The 20,863-nt window shown below is 42.5% G+C and carries 18 protein-coding genes; 14 read left to right on the top strand and 4 right to left on the bottom strand.

The window, feature by feature from the left end; genetic code table 11:
- Nucleotides 1-26: 26 nt before the first annotated feature.
- Entirely contained in the window at nucleotides 27-707 is a 681-nt protein-coding gene (lolD, locus tag M917_RS06125; RefSeq protein ID WP_021813923.1) for a lipoprotein-releasing ABC transporter ATP-binding protein LolD, read from the bottom strand.
- A 44-nt stretch (nucleotides 708-751) separates the two neighbouring features.
- Complete coding sequence (locus M917_RS06120; RefSeq protein WP_021813922.1) at nucleotides 752-1,987, bottom strand: lipoprotein-releasing ABC transporter permease subunit; 1,236 nt, start codon at nucleotides 1,985-1,987, stop codon at nucleotides 752-754.
- 445 nt (nucleotides 1,988-2,432) lie between these two features.
- Between M917_RS06120 and M917_RS06115 the strand changes: the two genes are divergently transcribed.
- Nucleotides 2,433-3,398, top strand: coding sequence for a hypothetical protein (locus M917_RS06115; protein ID WP_021813920.1), 966 nt, complete (start codon nucleotides 2,433-2,435; stop codon nucleotides 3,396-3,398).
- Between the two features lie 117 nt (nucleotides 3,399-3,515).
- On the opposite strand, the gene M917_RS06110 is transcribed toward M917_RS06115, so the two are convergent.
- Nucleotides 3,516-3,905: a hypothetical protein gene (locus M917_RS06110; protein ID WP_021813919.1), complete on the bottom strand. Its 390-nt coding sequence runs from the start codon at nucleotides 3,903-3,905 to the stop codon at nucleotides 3,516-3,518.
- A gap of 854 nt (nucleotides 3,906-4,759) precedes the next feature.
- Between M917_RS06110 and ccoN the strand changes: the two genes are divergently transcribed.
- From ccoN to M917_RS06080, 6 genes are all read left to right on the top strand, one after another.
- Nucleotides 4,760-6,241, top strand: a complete 1,482-nt coding sequence (gene ccoN, locus M917_RS06105; protein WP_021813917.1) for a cytochrome-c oxidase, cbb3-type subunit I — start codon at nucleotides 4,760-4,762, stop codon at nucleotides 6,239-6,241.
- A gap of 9 nt (nucleotides 6,242-6,250) precedes the next feature.
- Nucleotides 6,251-6,889 carry a cytochrome-c oxidase, cbb3-type subunit II gene (ccoO, locus tag M917_RS06100; RefSeq protein ID WP_021813916.1) on the top strand — a complete coding sequence of 213 codons (639 nt, stop codon included), beginning with the start codon at nucleotides 6,251-6,253 and terminating at the stop codon, nucleotides 6,887-6,889.
- Nucleotides 6,889-7,068 (top strand): CcoQ/FixQ family Cbb3-type cytochrome c oxidase assembly chaperone, encoded by a 180-nt coding sequence (locus M917_RS06095; protein ID WP_021813915.1) that lies wholly within the window; start codon nucleotides 6,889-6,891, stop codon nucleotides 7,066-7,068. Before ccoO ends, M917_RS06095 begins: the two co-directional genes overlap by 1 nt.
- Entirely contained in the window at nucleotides 7,068-8,207 is a 1,140-nt protein-coding gene (ccoP, locus tag M917_RS06090; protein WP_021813914.1) for a cytochrome-c oxidase, cbb3-type subunit III, read from the top strand. Before M917_RS06095 ends, ccoP begins: the two co-directional genes overlap by 1 nt.
- Nucleotides 8,208-8,654: 447 nt before the next feature.
- Nucleotides 8,655-10,064 (top strand): cytochrome c oxidase accessory protein CcoG, encoded by a 1,410-nt coding sequence (gene ccoG, locus M917_RS06085; protein ID WP_021813913.1) that lies wholly within the window; start codon nucleotides 8,655-8,657, stop codon nucleotides 10,062-10,064.
- A 146-nt stretch (nucleotides 10,065-10,210) separates the two neighbouring features.
- On the top strand, nucleotides 10,211-10,792 hold the full coding sequence (locus tag M917_RS06080) for a FixH family protein (RefSeq protein WP_021813912.1): 582 nt from the start codon (nucleotides 10,211-10,213) through the stop codon (nucleotides 10,790-10,792).
- Nucleotides 10,793-10,892: 100 nt separating this feature from the next.
- Here M917_RS06080 and ttcA read toward each other — a convergent pair whose 3' ends face one another.
- The gene (gene ttcA / locus M917_RS06075) at nucleotides 10,893-12,026 is read right to left on the bottom strand and encodes a tRNA 2-thiocytidine(32) synthetase TtcA (protein ID WP_021813911.1); all 1,134 of its coding nucleotides are present in this window, start codon (nucleotides 12,024-12,026) and stop codon (nucleotides 10,893-10,895) included.
- Between the two features lie 234 nt (nucleotides 12,027-12,260).
- On the opposite strand from ttcA, the gene queC reads away from it, so the two are divergent.
- The 7 genes from queC (at nucleotide 12,261) to M917_RS06040 (ending at nucleotide 20,670) form a co-directional block, all read left to right on the top strand.
- Nucleotides 12,261-13,040, top strand: coding sequence for a 7-cyano-7-deazaguanine synthase QueC (queC, locus tag M917_RS06070; protein WP_040642151.1), 780 nt, complete (start codon nucleotides 12,261-12,263; stop codon nucleotides 13,038-13,040).
- 225 nt (nucleotides 13,041-13,265) lie between these two features.
- Nucleotides 13,266-13,595, top strand: coding sequence for a hypothetical protein (locus tag M917_RS06065; protein WP_021813909.1), 330 nt, complete (start codon nucleotides 13,266-13,268; stop codon nucleotides 13,593-13,595).
- A gap of 164 nt (nucleotides 13,596-13,759) precedes the next feature.
- Complete coding sequence (locus tag M917_RS06060; protein WP_021813908.1) at nucleotides 13,760-14,257, top strand: peroxiredoxin; 498 nt, start codon at nucleotides 13,760-13,762, stop codon at nucleotides 14,255-14,257.
- A 93-nt stretch (nucleotides 14,258-14,350) separates the two neighbouring features.
- Nucleotides 14,351-15,847 carry a dihydrolipoyl dehydrogenase gene (locus tag M917_RS06055; RefSeq protein ID WP_040642148.1) on the top strand — a complete coding sequence of 499 codons (1,497 nt, stop codon included), beginning with the start codon at nucleotides 14,351-14,353 and terminating at the stop codon, nucleotides 15,845-15,847.
- Nucleotides 15,848-16,011: 164 nt separating this feature from the next.
- Nucleotides 16,012-17,214 carry a mechanosensitive ion channel family protein gene (locus M917_RS06050; RefSeq protein ID WP_021813906.1) on the top strand — a complete coding sequence of 401 codons (1,203 nt, stop codon included), beginning with the start codon at nucleotides 16,012-16,014 and terminating at the stop codon, nucleotides 17,212-17,214.
- Nucleotides 17,215-17,532: 318 nt separating this feature from the next.
- On the top strand, nucleotides 17,533-19,839 hold the full coding sequence (gene rlmKL, locus M917_RS06045; protein WP_021813905.1) for a bifunctional 23S rRNA (guanine(2069)-N(7))-methyltransferase RlmK/23S rRNA (guanine(2445)-N(2))-methyltransferase RlmL: 2,307 nt from the start codon (nucleotides 17,533-17,535) through the stop codon (nucleotides 19,837-19,839).
- Nucleotides 19,840-20,094: 255 nt separating this feature from the next.
- Nucleotides 20,095-20,670: a TerD family protein gene (locus M917_RS06040; protein ID WP_021813904.1), complete on the top strand. Its 576-nt coding sequence runs from the start codon at nucleotides 20,095-20,097 to the stop codon at nucleotides 20,668-20,670.
- Nucleotides 20,671-20,863 lie beyond the last annotated feature (193 nt).

Here is a 20,863-nt window from a genome sequence, read left to right as displayed (position 1 = left end):
TTCTTACTCATAGTCAGGTCGAAGCCCTAATACTGCTCCCAATGACCATTACGTAATAATAATTGGCGATCTGCAAGTGCCGCCAAATTGCGATCATGCGTTACCATGAGCAATGCTGTCTGCATGGTACTTTGCAACTCTGACAACAGCCCAAACACGCTTTGGGCATTGTCATAATCTAAGTTACCCGTCGGCTCATCAGCCAAAATAAGCGAGGGTTTGGTGACGAGGGCACGAGCAATCGCCACACGCTGACGCTCACCACCTGATAACTCACCTGGTCTGTGCGCCAAACGGTGCTCAAGACCGACACTGTTTAAAATATCAATTGCTTGTTGACGTGCTTGTGTCGTTGATACTTTTGGGCGCATCAGTAACGGCATAGCGACATTTTCCACAGCCGTAAATTCAGCCAATAGATGATGAAACTGATAAATAAAGCCCAAATGCTTATTGCGCATCGCGCCGCGCTCAGTCTCATTCATACTATTCAATAGCTGACCATGCAGCCAGACTTCACCACTGGTTGGTGTATCAAGTCCACCAAGCAAATGTAGCAAGGTGCTTTTACCTGAACCACTGGTGCCAACGATAGCGATGCGCTCGCCAGCATAGACATCCAAATCTAGGCCAGTCAATACTTGCGTACTCACTGCCCCTTCATCATATATCTTGTTGATATTTTTTGCCTCTAAAATGGCAGACATGGCGCTTCCTTTATCTTATTTATTTCGGTATTGATGCGTTTAGATTATTCATAACGTAGCGTTTGTGCTGGCTGAATTTTAGCCGCTCGGCGGGCAGGATAGATGGTGGCCAAAAAGCTCAGTATAAACGATGCGCCAGTAACCAATACCACATCCACCCAACGCAGTTGCGATGGCAGATAATTCACAAAATACGCATCAAACAGATTTAGATTAAAGACTTGATTAATAAAGCCCAAAATATCACTGACTGTGAGTGCAAATATAATGCCCAATATCGTCCCAGCAATCGTCCCGATAACACCGATGACCACACCTTGCACCATAAAGACTTGAGTAATCAGACGAGGAGATGCACCAAAGGTTTTTAAAATCGCAATGTCTGCCTTTTTATCGGTAACAAGCATAACTAAGCTGGAGACAATATTAAAAGCAGCGACTAAGATAATAAGGAATAGCAATAACCCTACCATGGCTTTTTCCATCTGAATAGCGCCGAATAAATTACCATGCGTCTGCGTCCAATCATTGGGATATAACTGCTGAGGTGCTATCGCCGCTGCTTTTTCTGCTGCTATTGGCGCTGTAAAGATGTCATTCAACTTCATACGCACGCCCTGCGCGCCCTCCGGAAGACGTAGCAGTTTGGCGGCATCACCCATTGGAATAAAGGCCATAAGACTATCTACTTCAGGACTGATCGTAAAGATACCTGTTAGGGTGAAACGTTTAAATCTTGGGATTACGCCGGCTGGTGAAGGAGAGGCTTCTGGCAACACCAGAGTCACTTTATCGCCCAGTTGCAGACCTAACGACTGCACCATCTCCTCACCCAATACTATACTGAAATCACCATTTTGTAAGGTATCGATACTACCTTCAATCATGTGCTCATTAATGATAGAGACGTTTTTCTCATACTCAGGATCAACACCAGTTACCATAATTCCTGCGACTTGACCATTTGATGTCAACATACCTTGCAGTTGAATAAAGGGCGCTACCGCTACCACTTCTGGATCTTCTTTGATTTTATCGGCCAATTGCTTCCAATCACTGATAATCTCAGTTGAGACGACCGTTGCTTGTGGCACCATACCCAGAATACGGGTTTTTAACTCACGATCAAAACCATTCATGACCGATAGCACCGTAATCAACACGGCCACCCCAAGAGTCAGACCAATCATTGAAATGAGCGATATAAAGGAGATAAAACCATTACTACGCTCTGCTCGGGTGTATCGTAAGCCGATAAATAACGCTAAAGGACGAAACATATTCAAACTCTTTATCTTATCTACGTGCGACTTTGTATATGTGATAAATAAGCAACAATAAATGCACTTATTTTTGCCATACTCACACATAAATCGAACACAACAATAGGGTTTCAGACATGCTAAAGACAGCTGTCAAAAGGGAGCTAGTTTGACACAATTTGGCTGATATATGCCAGTTATTAGCACAAACTGGCTGTGTTTTTTTGATAAAAACTCAGGTTTTGTTACTATTTTTTATACGGGGCTTGCTATTACCTGCGTCAATACCTATATATTGTATGCTAAGGACAATTGTCATTCACCATTCATTGTTGTTTGTTGACCCTTCGCTGATGACAACGTTGCTTACTGTCATTCACCAATAGTGTTAAATATTGGCTGATACGTAAATAACAACAGTTTTAGGTCCAAACCTCACGCTGACTTAATTTTGAGTATCTTCATGACCATTAATTATCAATATAAAAACATCCAGTCCCCCACTAAGATCACTTTAACTGACGAGCAATCTGCCGGTCATGCCGACCATTGGAGCATTCTGACCGATGACATGAGTCATGATGTGCCAGAATGGCTACAGAAAATGATTGAAAAGGCGGCAATGCCCAAAGGCCTCAATAGTAATGTGAGTGCTCAGGATAGCTGCCTGCTGCTATCAGAAGACCAGCCGTGTCATATCAATCAAGTGCTCGCGATGAAAGATGGCAAGCCTGAATGCTTTATCAATGCCTATCCTTGTATCGATAGTCCTTATGGACTTAATTGTAAAATTGAGCGCATCATCGCCAATGACAACTCACACGATGCAGTGTTACGCTTGCGCACCGCTGATGGCAGTATCATCTATGCTTTTGATCAGCTTTATACTCCCAATCGCCATTTATATCAGCGAGACATCTCTTATTTTGTAAATTTAAGTGCTTGGGCGCATGAGATTAAACTGAGTGATCAGCACGAAGTCATTATGGTTGAGGATCAAGAAGCCATCCGCTACCACCGTGCATTTAACGATATCGTGGCGGCCAATGACGGAAAAATACCAGATGACCTACAAGAGCAAATCAAAGAATGGAAACCAGAAACCAAGGAACAAATGGCTCCTGTAGAGATTAATCTGGGTCATATGTGTGCCTATCTGTTCGGTGACACTTTGGGGCAAGAAGATGAGGCATGGTGTCAAGGTCAAGTACTTGGCAAGCAAGAGACTGAGTTTAATGGTCAATCCATTATTCTGTTCGATGTAGTAATACTGCGCGAACAAGATGCTGATCCCTTTGTCATACGTATTGGTGCACTCAACATGCCAGAGACGGCCACCATCAACGTGCAAGACTATGTGCAAGCTAACGTCTGGTTACAAGCTGCGATCTATAAGGAAAACCAGCAGAAGCCATCAAAAGCCAATTAGTCAAATAAGAAAAATGTTCTACTCTGAAGCTTATCAATAAACGAAAAGCCCCTAATATGAATTAGGGGCTTTTTGCTGTTAATCCTAACGGTTAGATAGGACCAAAAAACTATTCCGTTAAGCCATCGTCGTCATTGACTTAATACGGGTATACAGCTCTTTTTGTTCAGCACTTGGACGCGCAGTTTGTACCGCCATCAACTGTGACATATCGCCTTCAACGCGAATTTTACCACTCATAAATGCACCCATAATTTGATTGGTATCAAAATCTGTGATGATAGATTGTAAAATAGTGCGGTCAAGTAACAAAGTGGTCGTTGCCGAATTGTTTAAGCCACGATGCAATAAACCATCAGCGAAATTGGCTTCGATATCTTGCTCAGTGTCAGACACTTTTAAGTTGACGATCATATTAGCCAGTGCTGGTGGTAAGTTAAGCTCACCCGCTTCGCTACCCATTTTCTCAACTTGTTCAAACCATTCATCTGTCAAAAATACTGCCATATTGTTGTCCTTAATTCGTATTATATTAGGCTAAGTTTTTTGGCACCCTCACTTAACTAGATACCAAATTATAAAATAATTATTGATAATAGCGGTATAAAAAAACGCTACCACCAACCATATTCAGCCTTATTATAAAGGTCGGCCCGATGATAAGTAAAACTTATTTACATGACTAAAGCTGCAATTGTTACAAAAACTCTTCAAACCTCTGTCAGTATGATCAGTAATTGCTGTTGTTTTATGACCCAAACCTTTCTCTAGAATAGTAGAAAAATTGGGTATAAAATAGAAAAATAGCAGCGTGATAATAAGTTGCTTGCTAAGATTTTTACCAAAGAGTTTGTATTTTGACGCATAGTTCTGATGATATTTGATTAAGATTGCGTTACAATACCCTTAAACAGAGTCGGGAGTTTTAACTAAACATTACGTAAACATGTTTTTTTGTCAGCCGCCGCTAGCATACGTCTAGGGTTCGTACGTTTTTACGACTCTATGGACATTGGTATCTATCTTCGTTAGTGCTGTTTTTTGTTAATAATGAAGATAAATACTTAGCCTCATAAGATGTTTAATGCTCAAAAACGGCGCATCTTCTCATTTACCTTAACGACTTTTAACAATCCCACTATCGATTAGCTATGAGCGCAGGGCGTTTGAAACGCCCCTCTATCTATGAATGCTAGCGGATATGAAGCAAAAGCTGAGATTGATAGTTAATAACGTTACGGTAATAAACAAGTCAAAAAACAGCATGTACCGCAATCCTTGTCTGATTATTTTTTATGATGCAGATGACGCGGAGAGTTAGTTAATTCTGTTGATAATTCGGGCTGTAAAGGAATCATCCAATGAGTTTACAAAACACAGCAGTCGCCCCAGTGGACCGTGAGTACGAAATTACTGTCATAAGATTCTTTACGACAATGGCCGTAGTATGGGGCATCGTCGGCATGAGTATTGGTGTGTTCATTGCTTCACAGTTAGCATGGCCAGCACTTAACTTCGATATACCATGGCTGACTTTTAGCCGTCTAAGACCGCTACATACCAATGCGGTTATTTTTGCGTTCGGTGGCTCTGCCCTGTTCGCCACATCTTATTATATTGTTCAGCGCACCTGTAAGACCAGATTATTTGCTCCTTATTTGGCTTGGTTCACCTTTTGGGGCTGGCAGGCAGTTATCGTATCAGCCGTTATTACGCTTCCTTTAGGTTTGACTTCGTCTAAAGAATACGCTGAGCTTGAGTGGCCAATCGATATTTTGATTGCTTTGGTATGGATATCTTATGCCATTGTCTTCTTTGGTACGCTCATCAAACGTAAAACCTCACATATTTATGTGGCTAACTGGTTCTTTGCCGCTTTTATTATTACGATTGCTCTATTGCATATCGTAAACAGTATGGCGATTCCTGTTAGCGCGTTTAAGTCTTACTCGTTATTTGGTGGTGCAACCGATGCGATGGTGCAGTGGTGGTACGGGCATAATGCGGTAGGTTTTTATCTAACGGCAGCGTTCCTCGGAATGATGTACTACTTCGTTCCTGTACAGATTGGTCGTCCTATTTACTCTTACCGTTTGTCTATCGTTCACTTTTGGGCATTGATTGCTTCATATATGTGGGCTGGTGGTCACCATTTACATTATTCAGCGCTTCCAGATTGGACGCAATCACTGGCTATGGTGTTCTCGATCATTCTATTCGCACCGTCTTGGGGTGGTATGATTAACGGTGTACTAACGTTGTCAGGTAGTTGGGATAAGTTACGTACCGATCCAATCATTCGCTTTATGATTGTTGCATTGTCGTTCTATGCAATGTCGACGTTCGAAGGCCCAATGATGTCTATCAAAACCGTGAATGCCTTATCGCATAATACGGATTGGACGATTGGACACGTACACTCAGGTGCACTTGGCTGGGTAGGTATGATTACCATTGGCTCGCTATATGTACTGCTACCGCGTATTTATAACAAACCAAAAATGTATTCTATTAGTTTAATTACGACGCATTTCTGGCTAGCGACTGCAGGGACTATCTTTTACATTGTATCTATGTGGATCTCGGGCATTGGCCAAGGCATGATGTGGCTTGCTACCAATCCAGACGGTACTTTGGTATATAGTTTTGTTGATACTGTTGAATTCTCGCATTTCCCGTATATTGGTCGTGCTTTTGGTGGATTCTTATATGTATCGGGTATGTTTATTATGGCTTACAACTGCTATAAAACACTCAAGATGCCAGAAGGTAAGCCAGTAGATGTCGCTGATCCAACAGATCATGAACCTAGTGTCGAAAAACCCTCGACAGCTAACGTATAAGGAGCGATCATGGCTGGTACACCGCATGAGATTATTGAAAAAAATACAGGCTTGTTGGTCATCGGTATCGTTATTGCTATTAGCTTTGCAACGCTAGTTGAAATCGTACCATTGATATATGATAACAAAGGTCCTGAAGAAGGTGGGGTGAACGCTCCCCTTCCTTCTATGGAGCCATGGACTGCACTAGAGTTTGAAGGTCGTGATATTTACATTCGTGAAGGCTGTCATGTTTGTCACACCCAAATGATTCGTCCGTTACGTGCCGAAGTTGAACGTTATGGTCCATACTCACGTGCTGCTGAATCAACGTGGGATCATCCATTCTTATGGGGTTCAAAACGTACAGGGCCTGATCTGGCACGTGTTGGTGGACGCTATTCTGAAGATTGGCAAAAACAGCATTTGATTGACCCACGTTCACTAGTACCTGAATCAGTAATGCCTGGTTTCCCATGGCTTGCTACCAATGAGGTAAATGGAGTAAACGTTCAAAATAAAATGCGTCTATTCCGTGATCGCTTTGGTGTGCCTTATACTGAAGAAGATATAGAGGGAGCACCTGATGCTGTTCTTGGGGCCACTGAGCTTGATGCTTTGGTTGCTTATCTACAACAGTTAGGCACCGCGATGGAAGGACAGCGCTAATGGGTATTGGTGAATTACAAACAATTGCGACCGTTTCTGCCTTTGTTGCCTTCGTAGGTGTTGCATGGTGGGCGTATTCGCCAAAAAACAAAAAACGCTTCGAAGAAGATGCACAACTTGCGCTTGATGACGAAGATATAAAATCTTTGTCTGAAGAGCAGCGCAATAAGGATAAATGATGACATTTTTTTGGAGTTCTTGGATTACCATATTAAGTTTCATGTGCTGGGCGTTTATCCTTGCCATCTTACTAATGGTATTAAAGTACAAGCCAAAACTAGAAGAGGACGGCACCACTGGCCACACTTACGATGGTATTCAGGAGTACGATAAGCCACTTCCTAAGTGGTGGTTAGTAATATTCTTTGGCTCTATTGTTTGGGGTGTTGCATACTGGGTATTTTTCCCTGCTATGTTTCCAAAACATTGGGATGGCCTTGCGACGGTCGAAGTCGATGGTGAGACAGTACCGTGGAGCTCTAAAAACGAGCTGTATAGTGAGCTTGAGAGCAACAACAAAGTATTTACTGATAACTTTGAACAAAATATCTTGGCAAAAGCTGATGCCAGTGGTGCTACCTCGACTTTAGCAACACTTGCAGATATGCAAGCGACAATGCGTCATAGCGAGACTCCACCAGCAGATTTGCAAGCTCAGATCGATGAAAAAGTTGCAGAGCTTTCGCCTTACGTTGAAAAGTTATCTGAAAACCCAAATGCTTTGAAAGTTGGTAGCCGCTTGTTCTTACAGAACTGTTCTGTTTGCCATGGCTCAAACGCTAAAGGAGCTGTGGGCTATCCTAACTTGACTGATAACGACTGGTTATATGGTGGCGAAGCTGCCAACATCTTAACCACATTGCATAATGGTCGAGTTGGCGGTATGGCAGCATGGCGTGATCAGATAGGTGAAGATGGAGTACGTGCGGTATCCGAGTACGTCCTGTCTATATCTGGTAATCAAGAAGGGTATGATCTTGATCAAACCATGGTCGCTCAAGGTAAAGTAATTTTTAACGAGCCGACCAACTGTGTGCTTTGTCATGGTAGTGATGCCAAAGGGATGATTTCAACTGGCGCACCAAACTTAACTGATGATATTTGGTTATATGGTGGTGATCGCGAAACTGTTCGTGAGACCTTGCGTTATGGTCGTGCTGGTGTGATGCCTGAGTGGCAAACTAAGTTAGGTAATGAACGCATTATGCTTCTTGCTGCTTATGTTTACTCACTATCAGATAGAACGGCTCAACCAGCTGCTAAGGCATCCCCTGCTACCACCGCTGTTCCAGTAACTGCGGCAGCGACTGCTAACTAATAGTTTGGGGCGGGTCCTAGTTAGTCACTATGTTATAAATGGATGAAATTCAATAAAAGGGAGAACTGTTATTGCAGTTCTCCCTTTTTTATACATTTATATTAGCGTCATTATTTAATATGAATGTGGCATATTTCGTGACTGGCACATCGATAATTGTTCTTATGCATCGATTGCTTTTTACCATTATCACCCCATTTATAGTAGGGAGAATGCTAAAATGGGGACGCCTAAAAACAGCTCGCTCGTTGCTGATTTAGAGGCTATTACTGATTCTCATTAAGTTATTTACGATCGATCAATTGGTAGATGGAGTAGACGTTATTATTTTTAACGACCTTCCACTACTTACTGACATTGATAACATTGCACACTCATACATCTGATTATTAAAGGTGTTTGTTCATCATGCCAGCAGACTGATTCTTTTTTTAAAGAGGCACGTTTATGTCAGCACAACAACCCAATAAAATTCCTGTACAACAGATTGATCTTGATGCGACCAAACACCGCGTCCATCCTAGATTTGTCACAGGTTTTTATCAAAATATTCGTGTCATCACGATGTATGCGCTTTTGGCTGCTTTTTTGCTTTTGCCGTGGCTACGTTATAATGGCAGACAAGCAATATGGTTTGATGTCCCTTCACAGCATTACTATATTTTTGGCATGACATTTTTGACCCAAGATTTTTATTTTATTGCTGCGTTTGCCATTATTGCCGCTTTCACTTTATTTATGGTGACGGTCTATGCGGGTCGCGTATGGTGTGGTTATGCTTGTCCTCAGACGATTTGGACACATCTCTATCAGTATGTTGAAAAATGGGTGATTGGCGATCGTAATAAACGAATTAAATTTGATAAAGCACCAATGAGTGCAACCAAAGCTCTTAAGCGCTCTGTGGTATATTTTATTTGGTTTTTACTCTCTGTGGTTACAGCAGCGACTTTTGTAAGCTATGTCGCTGGGACAGATTATTTGTATCAGAGTTGGCAGACAATAGGTTTTATGCCTATCCCCGACTGGCCAACATGGATATGGGTGTCCATGTTTATTTTTACGTTTGCAACCTATGCCAATGCTGGGTACATGCGTGAGCAAATGTGTATACAGATCTGCCCTTATGGCCGCTTCCAGAGTGTGATGTTTGATAAAGACACGCTGATTGTTTCCTATGATTACGAACGCGGTGAGCCGCGCGGCGCCCGCAAAAAAGGCACCCATCCTGATAATTTAGGAGACTGTATCGAATGTACTATGTGCGTACAGGTCTGCCCCACTGGTATCGATATTCGTGATGGTCTACAGGTTGGATGTATCCAGTGCGCGGCATGTATCGATGCTTGTAATGAAATCATGGATAAGGTCGGCTACCCACGCGGTCTTATCCGCTACACAACCGAGCGCCAATTGGCTGAAAAAGAGCCAAGCCGATTATTACGCCCACGTTTATTTGCCTATTTGGCCTTATTGGCAATATTATGTGGTGGCGTCATATATGCGCTAACTGACCGTGTGCCCTTAGAGATTGATATTCGTCGTGACCGTAATCAGTTATCTTCGATGAACAATCAAGGCATGATTGAAAACAGTTACATCGTTAAGCTGACCAATAAAACGCAGGATGCTCATACCTATAATATAACGCTTGCACCGCAAGATGGTTTGAGTTTAGAGCTACGATTTAACGATGTACCACTAGCAGCAGGTGAAAGCTTTGATATGCCTGTAAGTATTTATGGTGATCCTGATGTTATCGAGTTTGGTCAAACACCCGTAACCTTAAATGTGGTCAGTGAAGATGGTAAGTATAAGGTTAGTAAGCAAAACATCTTTACCACTCAAGGTCAGTAAGTTACAAGAGTTTAGCTAGATAGTGTATTATATTTTATCCGCTAATCCGTGATTGGCGGGTGTACGATTGATTATTAAATTGGCAGCATTTAGCCGTCAAATTATCCGTTGATACCATTAGTAGGTATCCGATTAATAGGTATGTTATGTCTACTCCAACACAGAACTTTAAACATCAAGATACTCAGCCATGGTATAAGAACTATATGGTGGTTATTTTTGTTATTGGGTTGCCAGCCTTCGTAGTGGTTGCTTGTATTTGGTTTGTTTATTACTCTTACCAAATCCGCGATAGCGTGGTACGTGACGACTGGTATATGGATGGCAAGACACTTTATCACGATGTATCACGTGACAAGCTCACTCATGATTTAGATTTGCACGGCAAAATGCAGCTTGCTGATAATGGCGATATTGTGTTTTATTTGAACTATCCTGAGCAAAGTTTGCAATCAGGCAAACTGCTGAATGGCACGCCGCTTACGTATCCTGAAAAGCTAGAGTTGTCTATCTCGCATGCAACCGACATCAAAAAAGATCGTGATGTGGTACTACAGCATGTTGAGGGCAATAAATACAGCGCGCAAGTAGATATGGATCCCGTAAAAGCCAAATACTACTTACAAGTAAGTAACGACGGTCAAGATGATTGGCGAATGCAACATGTGGCAAAACTGCCACGCTCAGAGGTTAACTTCAATCCATTACCAGTTTTTGCCAAAAGTTAATTTCATTCAAATTGCACTGTCTAAACATATAAAGAAACCAGCCATTCATGAATAATGCGCTGGTTTTTTATCAAAAATACAATCTAATTGACGACACGCCCTAAAGAACAGGATTAATCGTTGGGATTTTCTGCGCTGGACGAGGATTTTCTGATGCTTGATCTGTATTTGCCGAAGACGGTTTATCGCTAGCAAATCTCGGATTGAAAGTCTGGGTTTTTGGCGATACTGGCAACCCAATCTCGGCCAAACTATCGGTCTGCCCTGCTTGAATATTATCACCTTCAAACATACGCTCACTATCATCACGATCAAGGCTTAACTGTTCAAAATCAAACAATTCACGGTCAGCCAATTGTGACGGTGCCACGTTTTGCATGGCTTTAAAAATGGAAGCCAAACGCTGTGGATGGGCATCATCCCACTCGCGTAGCATGTCATTGATGATGGCGCGTTGTAAATTGGTTTGACTACCGCATAAATTACAGGGGATAATTGGAAACGCTTTTAAACGAGCATATTCAATGATGTCTTTTTCTTCAACATAGGCTAGCGGACGAATGAGAAGATTTTGTTTATCATCACTGAGCAATTTAGGTGGCATCGATTTGAGCGTACCGCCGTGGAATAGATTTAAAAAGAAAGTCGCCAACATATCGTCGCGGTGATGACCAAGTGCAATTTTGGTTGCGCCAATTTGCTTGGCAAAACCGTACAATGAGCCACGGCGTAGGCGTGAACAGGCTGAGCAATAAGTTTTACCTTCGGGCACCACGCTTTTGACAATACTATAGGTATCTTTTTCTAAGATATAGTGAGCAATGCCCTGCTCGTTTAGATACGCGGGCAAAATATCTTCAGGATAACCGGGCTGCTTTTGATCGAGATTGACCGCAACGATATCGAAATTAATCGGCGCGATGCGCTTTAGTAGCAGTAAAATATCCAGTAAGGTGTAACTGTCTTTGCCTCCGGACACGCAAACCATTACCACGTCACCATCTTCAATCATATTAAAATCACGGATCGCCCAAGAGACTTGTCTACGTAGCTTTTTTTGTAGCTTTTGCAACTCTGCCGATTTAGTAGGCATTGACTGCTCAGCAGCCACTGTGTCTCCATCCATACTGTCATCACTATCAGCATCTAACGCATGGCTGTCCAATCTAGTCTCGGCAGACGTATCATCAAAATCAGGTGTGATTTTTGGCGTAAACAAGGTCGCTTCAGTCATAAATTACTCAATATCTTTACAAGGATGGTTTGCAATAAAGCGCTTTGCGATAAAGCAAAGTCAATGATGTCTTACCACGGATGCTTTAAAAGCAGCGATTATAACAAATATTGCTAACAGATTGAAAAGATGACATTAAATTATAAAGGCATTTTTATCATCGCTATATGGTTCTGTAATGGTCGTATTTTTGCTAAAATAACCAATTTTCGTAAACCAATAATAGATATCACTATGACCAATGTTACTACGCAAAGCACTTTCAGCAATCAACAATCCGATGCTACCTTAACCACTCTTCATAAAAGCCAAAATGCTGTTGTGCTACTGTCAGGCGGACTTGATTCGGTGACTTGTTTGTATTGGGCAAAGGCGCGTTATGCTTCTGTGACTGCGGTTAGCTTTAACTATGGTCAACGTCATAATAGTGAGCTTGTTGCGGCACAGGCCATCGCTCAGGCTGCCGAAGTCAATCACAGAATCATCGATATTGATATCGCTCAACTTGGTGGCTCTTCACTAACCGATCATAGTATGATTGTGCCTGACGGTGATACGGATAAATTCCCCAATAAAAAACGCGATGAGATTGATAACGATGCCATCCCCAATACTTATGTGCCAGCGCGTAATACGATATTTTTATCTTATGCCTTGGCAGTTGCCGAAGTGACCGATGCCAATCATATCGTCATTGGCGTCAGCTCAGTCGACTATTCTGGATATCCTGATTGCCGTCCAGAATATATTGCCGCCTTTGAGCATATGGCCAATCTTGCCACAAAGGCTGGCGTCACAGGTCATCACTTGACGGTTCAAACACCGTTGCAGCAGCTATCAAAAGCCAAAACCATCGAACTTGGCTTGTCATTAGGCGTCGATTATGGTCAAACGATTTCTTGTTACCGAGCAGACGTAAACGGTCTGGCTTGCGGTGTTTGCGATAGCTGTGCGCTGCGCCGTCAAGGGTTTGAACAGGCTGGGGTCACTGATCCTACCCACTATCAGCCTTGATAGATTATATAAGGGTATGTATATTAAAAAATGAAGCTACTCAACATTAGAGAAACATTCGCTTGCATTAACACAGCACGCTAACGTTGTCTTTTACGCTCTATACTTGCTATGGTATGAGCGATTGCACTTATCGACAGATATAAGCAGCGATATGAATCAATCACCTATGACTAATTTGAGTACAAAATTCAAGAAATTGATGCTACCTGTAAGAGGATATTTATGAAGTTTTTGCCGATATTACCCCTAGCCCTAGCTGCTATTTTTGCGATGCCACAAGCAAATGCTGCTGACATCAAGCAAAACAATATCAACACCTGTGTCACGGGCGCGGTCAAATATAAAGTCGCTGACAAAGGCGATGCAACCAAACTCTGTAATTGTACGATTGGGGTTAGAAGCAACATGACCATCGGTCAAATGTGGGAAATTGAAAGTTATGCCCAAGATAAAAAAGACCCTTCAAGCCTACCTTATGTGAAAAAAATGCAAAAAGATTTACAGCAGTGCACGGTTGGCTTAAATTTAAAACAGCCGCAAAAACCAGCTTAATCTGCAATCTGTTTAACCTATAAAAGACTGGTCATTGCCAGTCTTTTTTGTTGCCAATGACTGAACAAAGTGTAAAACTGATTATGAATCTCTGCTAATCTGCTTATAATAACAACACGACCCGCATATCTGCCTATATAACTAAAATTCATAAGGATTCTACCATGGCAAAGCCAACCACAGAAAATATCACTTTACCTGATTTTCCAGTAACGATCGTACGTGAATTGGACGGCCACTTTATTCATGATGACATCAGTCTCAAAGAGATGGTGACCCATACCGATAAAGGACTGATTCTTTACTTTTATCCGAAAGACGATACGCCAGGTTGTACCACCCAAGGCGTTGAGTTCACCGATCGCCTTAATGAGTTTGATGAGTTAGGCTATGACATTATCGGTGTCTCGCGTGACAGCGTTGAGTCTCATGAAAAGTTCATCGCCAAGCACAATCTACATATCGCGCTTATCAGTGATAGTGACGAAAAGCTGTGTCAATACTTTGATGTGATTAAAGAAAAAAACATGTACGGTAAGTTGACACTAGGGTTGGTACGTTCGGCATTTGTATTTGATACAGAAGGCAAGCTGACGCACGCTCAGCGAAATCTACGCGCTCAAGGCTATACCGAGCGTTTGCTTGAAATATTAACCGCTTAATCACTCGTGTCATCAGTCATAAAAAATGCCTTAAAAACCGTGACGATAAAAACTTAGCATCAAATAATGACACTCAATATTTTAGAGAACGATATGAACAAACCGTCTGGCTCTTCTGCTGTTAATACCCTACCCAAAGTCACTCGCAAGGTCTCTGTCGCCATCATTGGCGCAGGTACTGCAGGTCAAAACGCCTTTCAGCAAGCCAGCAAAATTCATGATGACATCGTCATTATTAACGATGGATTTTGGACAACGACCTGCATCGCTGTAGGCTGTATGCCTAGTAAGCTATTGATTGCAGCCGCTGATCGCGCTCACGAAGCCAACAATTCTGCTGAGTTTGGCATTCATGCTACTGTGCAAATAGATGGCAAACAGGTCATGCAGCGCGTGCGTGATGAGCGTAGCCATTTTGCGAGTTACATCAAAAAACAAGTCGATAGCTGGCCTGATCATAAAAAAATCGCAGGACGTGCTCGTATCAATGAGCAAGGATTGATCGAAGTCAATAATGAGCTGATTGAAGCCAGTAAAATCATTGTAGCCACTGGCAGCTCTCCCTCTATTCCAGATAGTTGGGCCGATAAACTTGGTGATACCATGCTAACCTCCGATAGCGTTTTTGAACTAACAGATTTACCAAAGTCCATGGCAGTCATTGGTACTGGTGCTATCGGCTTAGAGCTAGCGCAAGCGTTCACACGTTTGGGTGTGGAAGTGACCGTTTTTAATCGCGCTAAGCGCGTGGCCGGCCTTAAAGATGATGACATTAACAACAAGGCTATCGATTGTTTGAGTCATGAGTTGACCATGCATTTGGGTAGCACAATCAATGATGTCGGCAGCCAAGCAAATGCGGATGGTAAAAGATCATCTGGATTTATTGACTATGAAGACAGTGCAGGTGAGTCACAACAGTGGCAAGGTGAGTATGTGCTGGTCGCAACTGGTCGCCGCAACAACATAAAGCAGCTGGGTATTGAAAACTTAGAGGTTGAGCTAGATGACAAAAACCGCCCAAAGAATCTCAGCAAAAAAACGGGGCAAATTGGTGATTTAGAAGTGTACATCGTTGGTGATGCCAATGCCAATCTTCCGCTGCTACATGTAGCCAGCGATGAAGGCTATAGTGCAGGAAGCATGGTCTGCGAAAACGAAAAAGCCGCTTATATTCGCCCGCCAGCCACACCGTTCTCCATCGTATTTTGCTCACCACAAATCGTCAACGTTGGTATGTCTTTGCCAGAAATTCAACAAGATCCAAGCTTAGAATACGTGATCGGCCGCGTAAGTTTTGACAATCAAGGTCGCAGTCGTGTGATGGGCGTCAACTGCGGTCTACTACATATTTATGGTTGCAAAAAAACCGATAGAATACTGGGTGCTAGTATGGTTGGACCAGATGCCGAATATATTGGTCATATATTGGCGACTGCCATAACCAATGACCTGAGTGTTAAAGATATGCTTGATACGCCTTTTTATCATCCCACAATATTAGAAGGATTACGGACTGCGCTACGTGATGTTCAATACAAAATGGAGATTCCTTACCAGTCCCATGACACACAACAAGATAGCTTTTAATTATTCACTCAGCTACACTTTCAAATTAGGGCGTGTCCTCATTTTTATCACCATTTTTAAAATGAGGACACGCCCTAGGATGCTTAGTATCAATCGTCGCTTGCTTTTTGTGTGATTATATAGAGAAATTGAGGCAACTCAAAAAAATTTGCATGGACTAAAAAATGCCAATCGCTAGTATTACTGATTTTTTTAAAGAGATCATCCGTGACCTCCATACCAGTCTCTACCTAGCGCTTGGCGGCTCTGCAGATGAAGAGTCTATCGACTGGTCTTCTCAAGCCGTAGAGCTGGCCAGCACTGGCATCAAAATCCTAATATTGCTTGCAGTATTGGGATTTTTTTATTGGTTGGCTATCTACATTCTCAAACAAAGCAGAACGAAACTCCGCCTGAACGAACGACGTGCCAAAATCGTCCGTTCTATACTTCGTTACATCTGGATTGTGGCCAGCTTAATAGCCATTATGAGTCAAATTAATTTTGAGCCTGAGACGATCAAGGCCACTGCAAAAGCCAGTACTTGGGCTGGTATTTACTACGTACTTTGGGCATCTTCAGGACAAATCATTCATAGAATCTTGCAGCACTATGGTCTCAACGCTTCGATAGAGCAATTACTGCAAAACATCTTATCGGTGCTGCTGTTGGTACTCGGTCTTGCCAGCGTCATGGCACAATTTGGCTTTGATATTGTCTCATTGGTCGCAGGTTTGGGTATCGTCGGTCTGGCAGTAGGTTTTGCAGCTCAGTCAACGCTTGCCAATTTTATCGCTGGTATCACCATTTTACTTGAGCAATCCTTTCAAGTGGGTGACTGGATACATATTAATGAAAATGAAGGCCGGGTGGTACTTATTGCTTTACGCACCACTCATATTTTGACTCGAGACAACATTACCATCATTATTCCAAATTCCAATGTCGCCTCATCTGAAGTGACCAATCTGACCTCCAAAAACTTTATACGCTTTGATATCAGCGTACGAATTGCTTTTGAAGATGACATTGAGACGGCACGCCAAGCCATTTTACAAGTACTTGCTGATACCGAAATGGTGCTCAATCGCCCTGAAACGTCAGCTTCTGTAGCAGAAGTTGGTGAGTATGGCGTGTTTTTTATCGTTCGTTTTTGGGTCAAGCCAGCAGCCGTTGCACGTATACCCAAAATCAAAGAAAAATTAAGAGAAGATATCAAGCGCGCTTTTGATAAAGCCAATATTTCCACGCCTTATCCACACATGCGTTTGCTTATGCCAAAAGATGTTGATTACCCCATTGCGACCAAACCGTTTGCGACGACAACGCAGGTAATCTCAGAAAAAGTAGTCTCAGAAAAAGTCTCACTTACAAAGAGTGATGAATAATGACACTAGAGCATGTTGAGCACTTGCCATTCAACGGTAGCGATAACATAGTCAAAGCATCTATATAGTGACTTCAGTATAAAATGATACGGCGGGACAGGAATGCTTATCTTTAAACGAGAAGTTTCGCCGCATCAAGCTACGCAGGCACAGCAAGCCAAAAAAAATTATACCAGTTCCGCATTGAAATTATGGTCAATTCACTTTGTTAAACACAACCAGTTTGAACCATCCCATCCTGAATTATGGTAAAATCACTGGTTAAACCGCCTCTTTTATTATTCGAATTTTTTGTTAATTTAGCCCACAGGTATCCGTATGACCGTAACAACAAAGCCCACATCTTCAGCAGCCTCTTCACCTGAGGTATCGCTTGATCTTATCATCACCTGTGCCGATGGGCTTGAAGCACCGCTACAGACTGAGCTGACAAGCTTTGGTATTGCAAGCGACATCAAGAGTACGGGCCGTTTGGCAGTTACTGGTTCTTTGCGTGATCTATATAAGATTTGCCTTTGGTCACGCGTGGCTTCGCGAGTATTGATGCTCATCAAACGCAAAAACATCAATACTGAATACGATGTGGCTGAGCAGCTTTATGGGTTGGCAAAGTCAGTCAATTGGACTGAGCAGTTTAGCCTAGAGCAGACTTTTGCCATTCGCCTATCCGTCGATAAGCGCGTGGCGGTCAGTCAGCAATTTGCGATGCTGCGCATCAAAGATGCGATTGCGGATACGTTTAACGAAGTTTATGACAGCCGTCCAAATGTGGACAGTAAGTCTCCTGATTTTGCAATTTTTGCTACTGTAAATGACAAACAAGCCGAGCTATATCTAGATTTGTCAGGAACCAGTTTGCACCGTCGTGGTTACCGCGTGGCGATGACAGAAGCGCCATTAAAAGAAAACTTGGCAGCAGCTTTGCTTTATAGTGCAGGTTGGCATAAGAAAAATGGCGCTGGTGATGCACCTTTTTATAATGCGCTAATCGATCCAATGTGCGGCTCTGGAACGTTCATTATTGAAGCGCTACTCATGCATTGTGATTATGCTGTGGGTATTGATAAAGCGGCAAATCAATTTGGTTTTTATCAATGGCAGCATCATGACGAGATGTTATGGCAACAGATGATCGATGACGCACAAACGCGTTTTCGTGAGGCGTTAGCAATTGCCAACGAACAACCAGACACCTTACCACTTATCTTGGGATTCGATGCCGATAGTGGCGCGATTGTGGCCACAGAAAAAAACCTAATCGCCGCAGGTTTACAAGATTTGCTACCGCTACTCGATATTGAAATCCGTGCGCTGGATCAACTAAGCTCCGTTCTAAAGCCTTTGGTCGATGATGGCAGATTGAGCAACCCGCTAATCATCACCAATCCGCCTTATGGTGAGCGTTTGGGTGATGAAGAGATGATTAAGCCTTTATATCAAGCGATTGGGCTTATTTTACAAGACAGTTTTGCGGGTAGTGGCATTGACCCGATGCTTGGCATCTTGGCATCTCATGTCGAACAAGTCGATATCTTGCCGATAAAAGAACCAAAAACGTTGCGCTGTCATAATGGTGCCATTACGGTTTATTTCCGATACGGAACGTTGATTGCAGGACAAACTGGCAATCTCGTTAGCCGCTTTGAAAAGCGCGACATTGAAACGGAAGACGGTCAAGACTTTATTAACCGTTTGCAAAAAAACCTCACCAAGCTCAAGAAACTGGCGAAAAAAGACAACGTAAGTAATATCCGTGTATACGACGCTGACTTGCCTGACTTTAAGGTAGCCATCGATCTGTATGGAGACTATGCGCATGTGCAAGAATATGCACCACCAAAAACCATTCCACCTGAGACGGCGAAGAAACGGTTTAATCTGGCATTAATGGGCATTCGTGAAGTTTTTGACATTAACCGTGAACAAATCTTTATCAAAACCCGTGCACGCCAGTCTGGTAACGATCAATACAGCAAACAGGGCAACACAGAAAAGCGTGGCAAATTCCATGTGGCGCGTGAAGATGGTGCCTATTTCTACGTCAACTTTACCGACTATTTAGACACAGGGCTATTTATTGACCATCGCAATATGCGCGCCCGCATTAAAGACAACAGTCGCAGCAAAGCGGTACTGAACTTATTTGCTTATACTTGTACAGCGAGCGTACACGCGGCACTGGCAGGCGCTAAAAAAGTGGTCAGTGTGGATTTGTCACAAAACTATCTCGATTGGGGCAAGCAAAACTTCGTGCTTAACGGTTTGGATGTCAGTCGCAATAAATATCAATTCGTTGCTGCCGATATCTTTGAGTGGATAAAGGACAATACTGAGCAATTTGATGTTATCTTTATTGATCCACCAACCTTTTCTAACTCCAAAAAGTTTCAAGGTACTTTCGATGTACAGCGTGACCATGCTGCCCTCATCAATCGTGCGATGAACCGTCTAACCGCTGACGGCGTATTGTATTTCTCTAATAACTTTACGCGCTTTGAGTTAGATGAGCAATTGACCGAGCGCTATGACATCATCAATATCACCCAAAAAACGATTGGTTTTGATTTTAATATCAAAAAACCCATCCATCAGAGCTTTGAGATTCGTCATCGTCAGAGTTTATAAGTAAATACTTATACATCAGAGCATAGAGACGATTAAAAGCAGACACTAAGATAGATATAGTACCTAAAGTTTTTTTGTACTCAATTCAGATAAAACATAACAATGACCTAATCAGCTTTGATTGGGTCATTTTTTGTTGTTATGATAGAACGTCATTAAGCGATGGTCTTGCGCCATTTTTGGCGCAACGTTGCTTTTTTTATGATTATAAGTATCTTCAAATTTTCAATTGACTCTAATAATAAGGACAACCTCATGGCTTTATCACTCAATAAAGGCGGCAACTTATCACTCACCAAAACTGACCCAAATTTAACCAAGTTATTAATTGGTTTGGGCTGGGATGAGCGTGCCACTTCTGGCTCTGAGTTCGATCTTGATGCGAGCGTGTTTTTGTTAAATACTGCGGGCAAAGTACGCGGTGATCACGACTTTATATTTTATAATCAATTAAAGTCTGACAATGGCGCGGTTGAGCATACAGGTGACAACCGTACTGGCGAAGGCGATGGTGATGACGAGTTGGTCAAAGTAAACCTCACTCAAGTACCTGCTGATGTCGACAAAATCGTTGTGACTGTCACCATCCATGATGCAGCGGCTCGCAATCAAAACTTTGGCCAAGTGGCAAACGCTTTTATCCGTGTCGTTAATGAAGAAACTGGCACTGAAGTTGTGCGTTTTGATTTAGCGGAAGACTACTCTGTCGAGACGGCCATGGTCTTTGGCGAGGTTTATCGCCATAACGGTGAGTGGAAATTCCGTGCCGTTGGTCAAGGCTATTCAGGTGGTTTGCAAGCCATGTGTCAGCAGTATGGCGTTGATATCTAACTTGTTATATCTACTCATATTTAGAGGGTTATCCGCATAAATGACCTGCTTCAGAGGTAAGTCATTTATAGTTGCAAAATAGTCACAATTATTGATAGCCAAATGGCTAATAATGCGTTATGTTTCATTTAATTTTATGCCTAAGAAGTGGTTAGCAATAGCCACTTTTTTGCGGTGCGTGTCTATACTAGAC

Origin of the sequence: Psychrobacter aquaticus CMS 56 (assembly GCF_000471625.1) — a bacterium.
In the GTDB taxonomy this organism is placed as follows: domain Bacteria; phylum Pseudomonadota; class Gammaproteobacteria; order Pseudomonadales; family Moraxellaceae; genus Psychrobacter; species Psychrobacter aquaticus.
The sequence above is the reverse complement of the archived record's forward strand: the minus strand, read 5'-3'. Positions and strand labels throughout refer to the sequence as shown.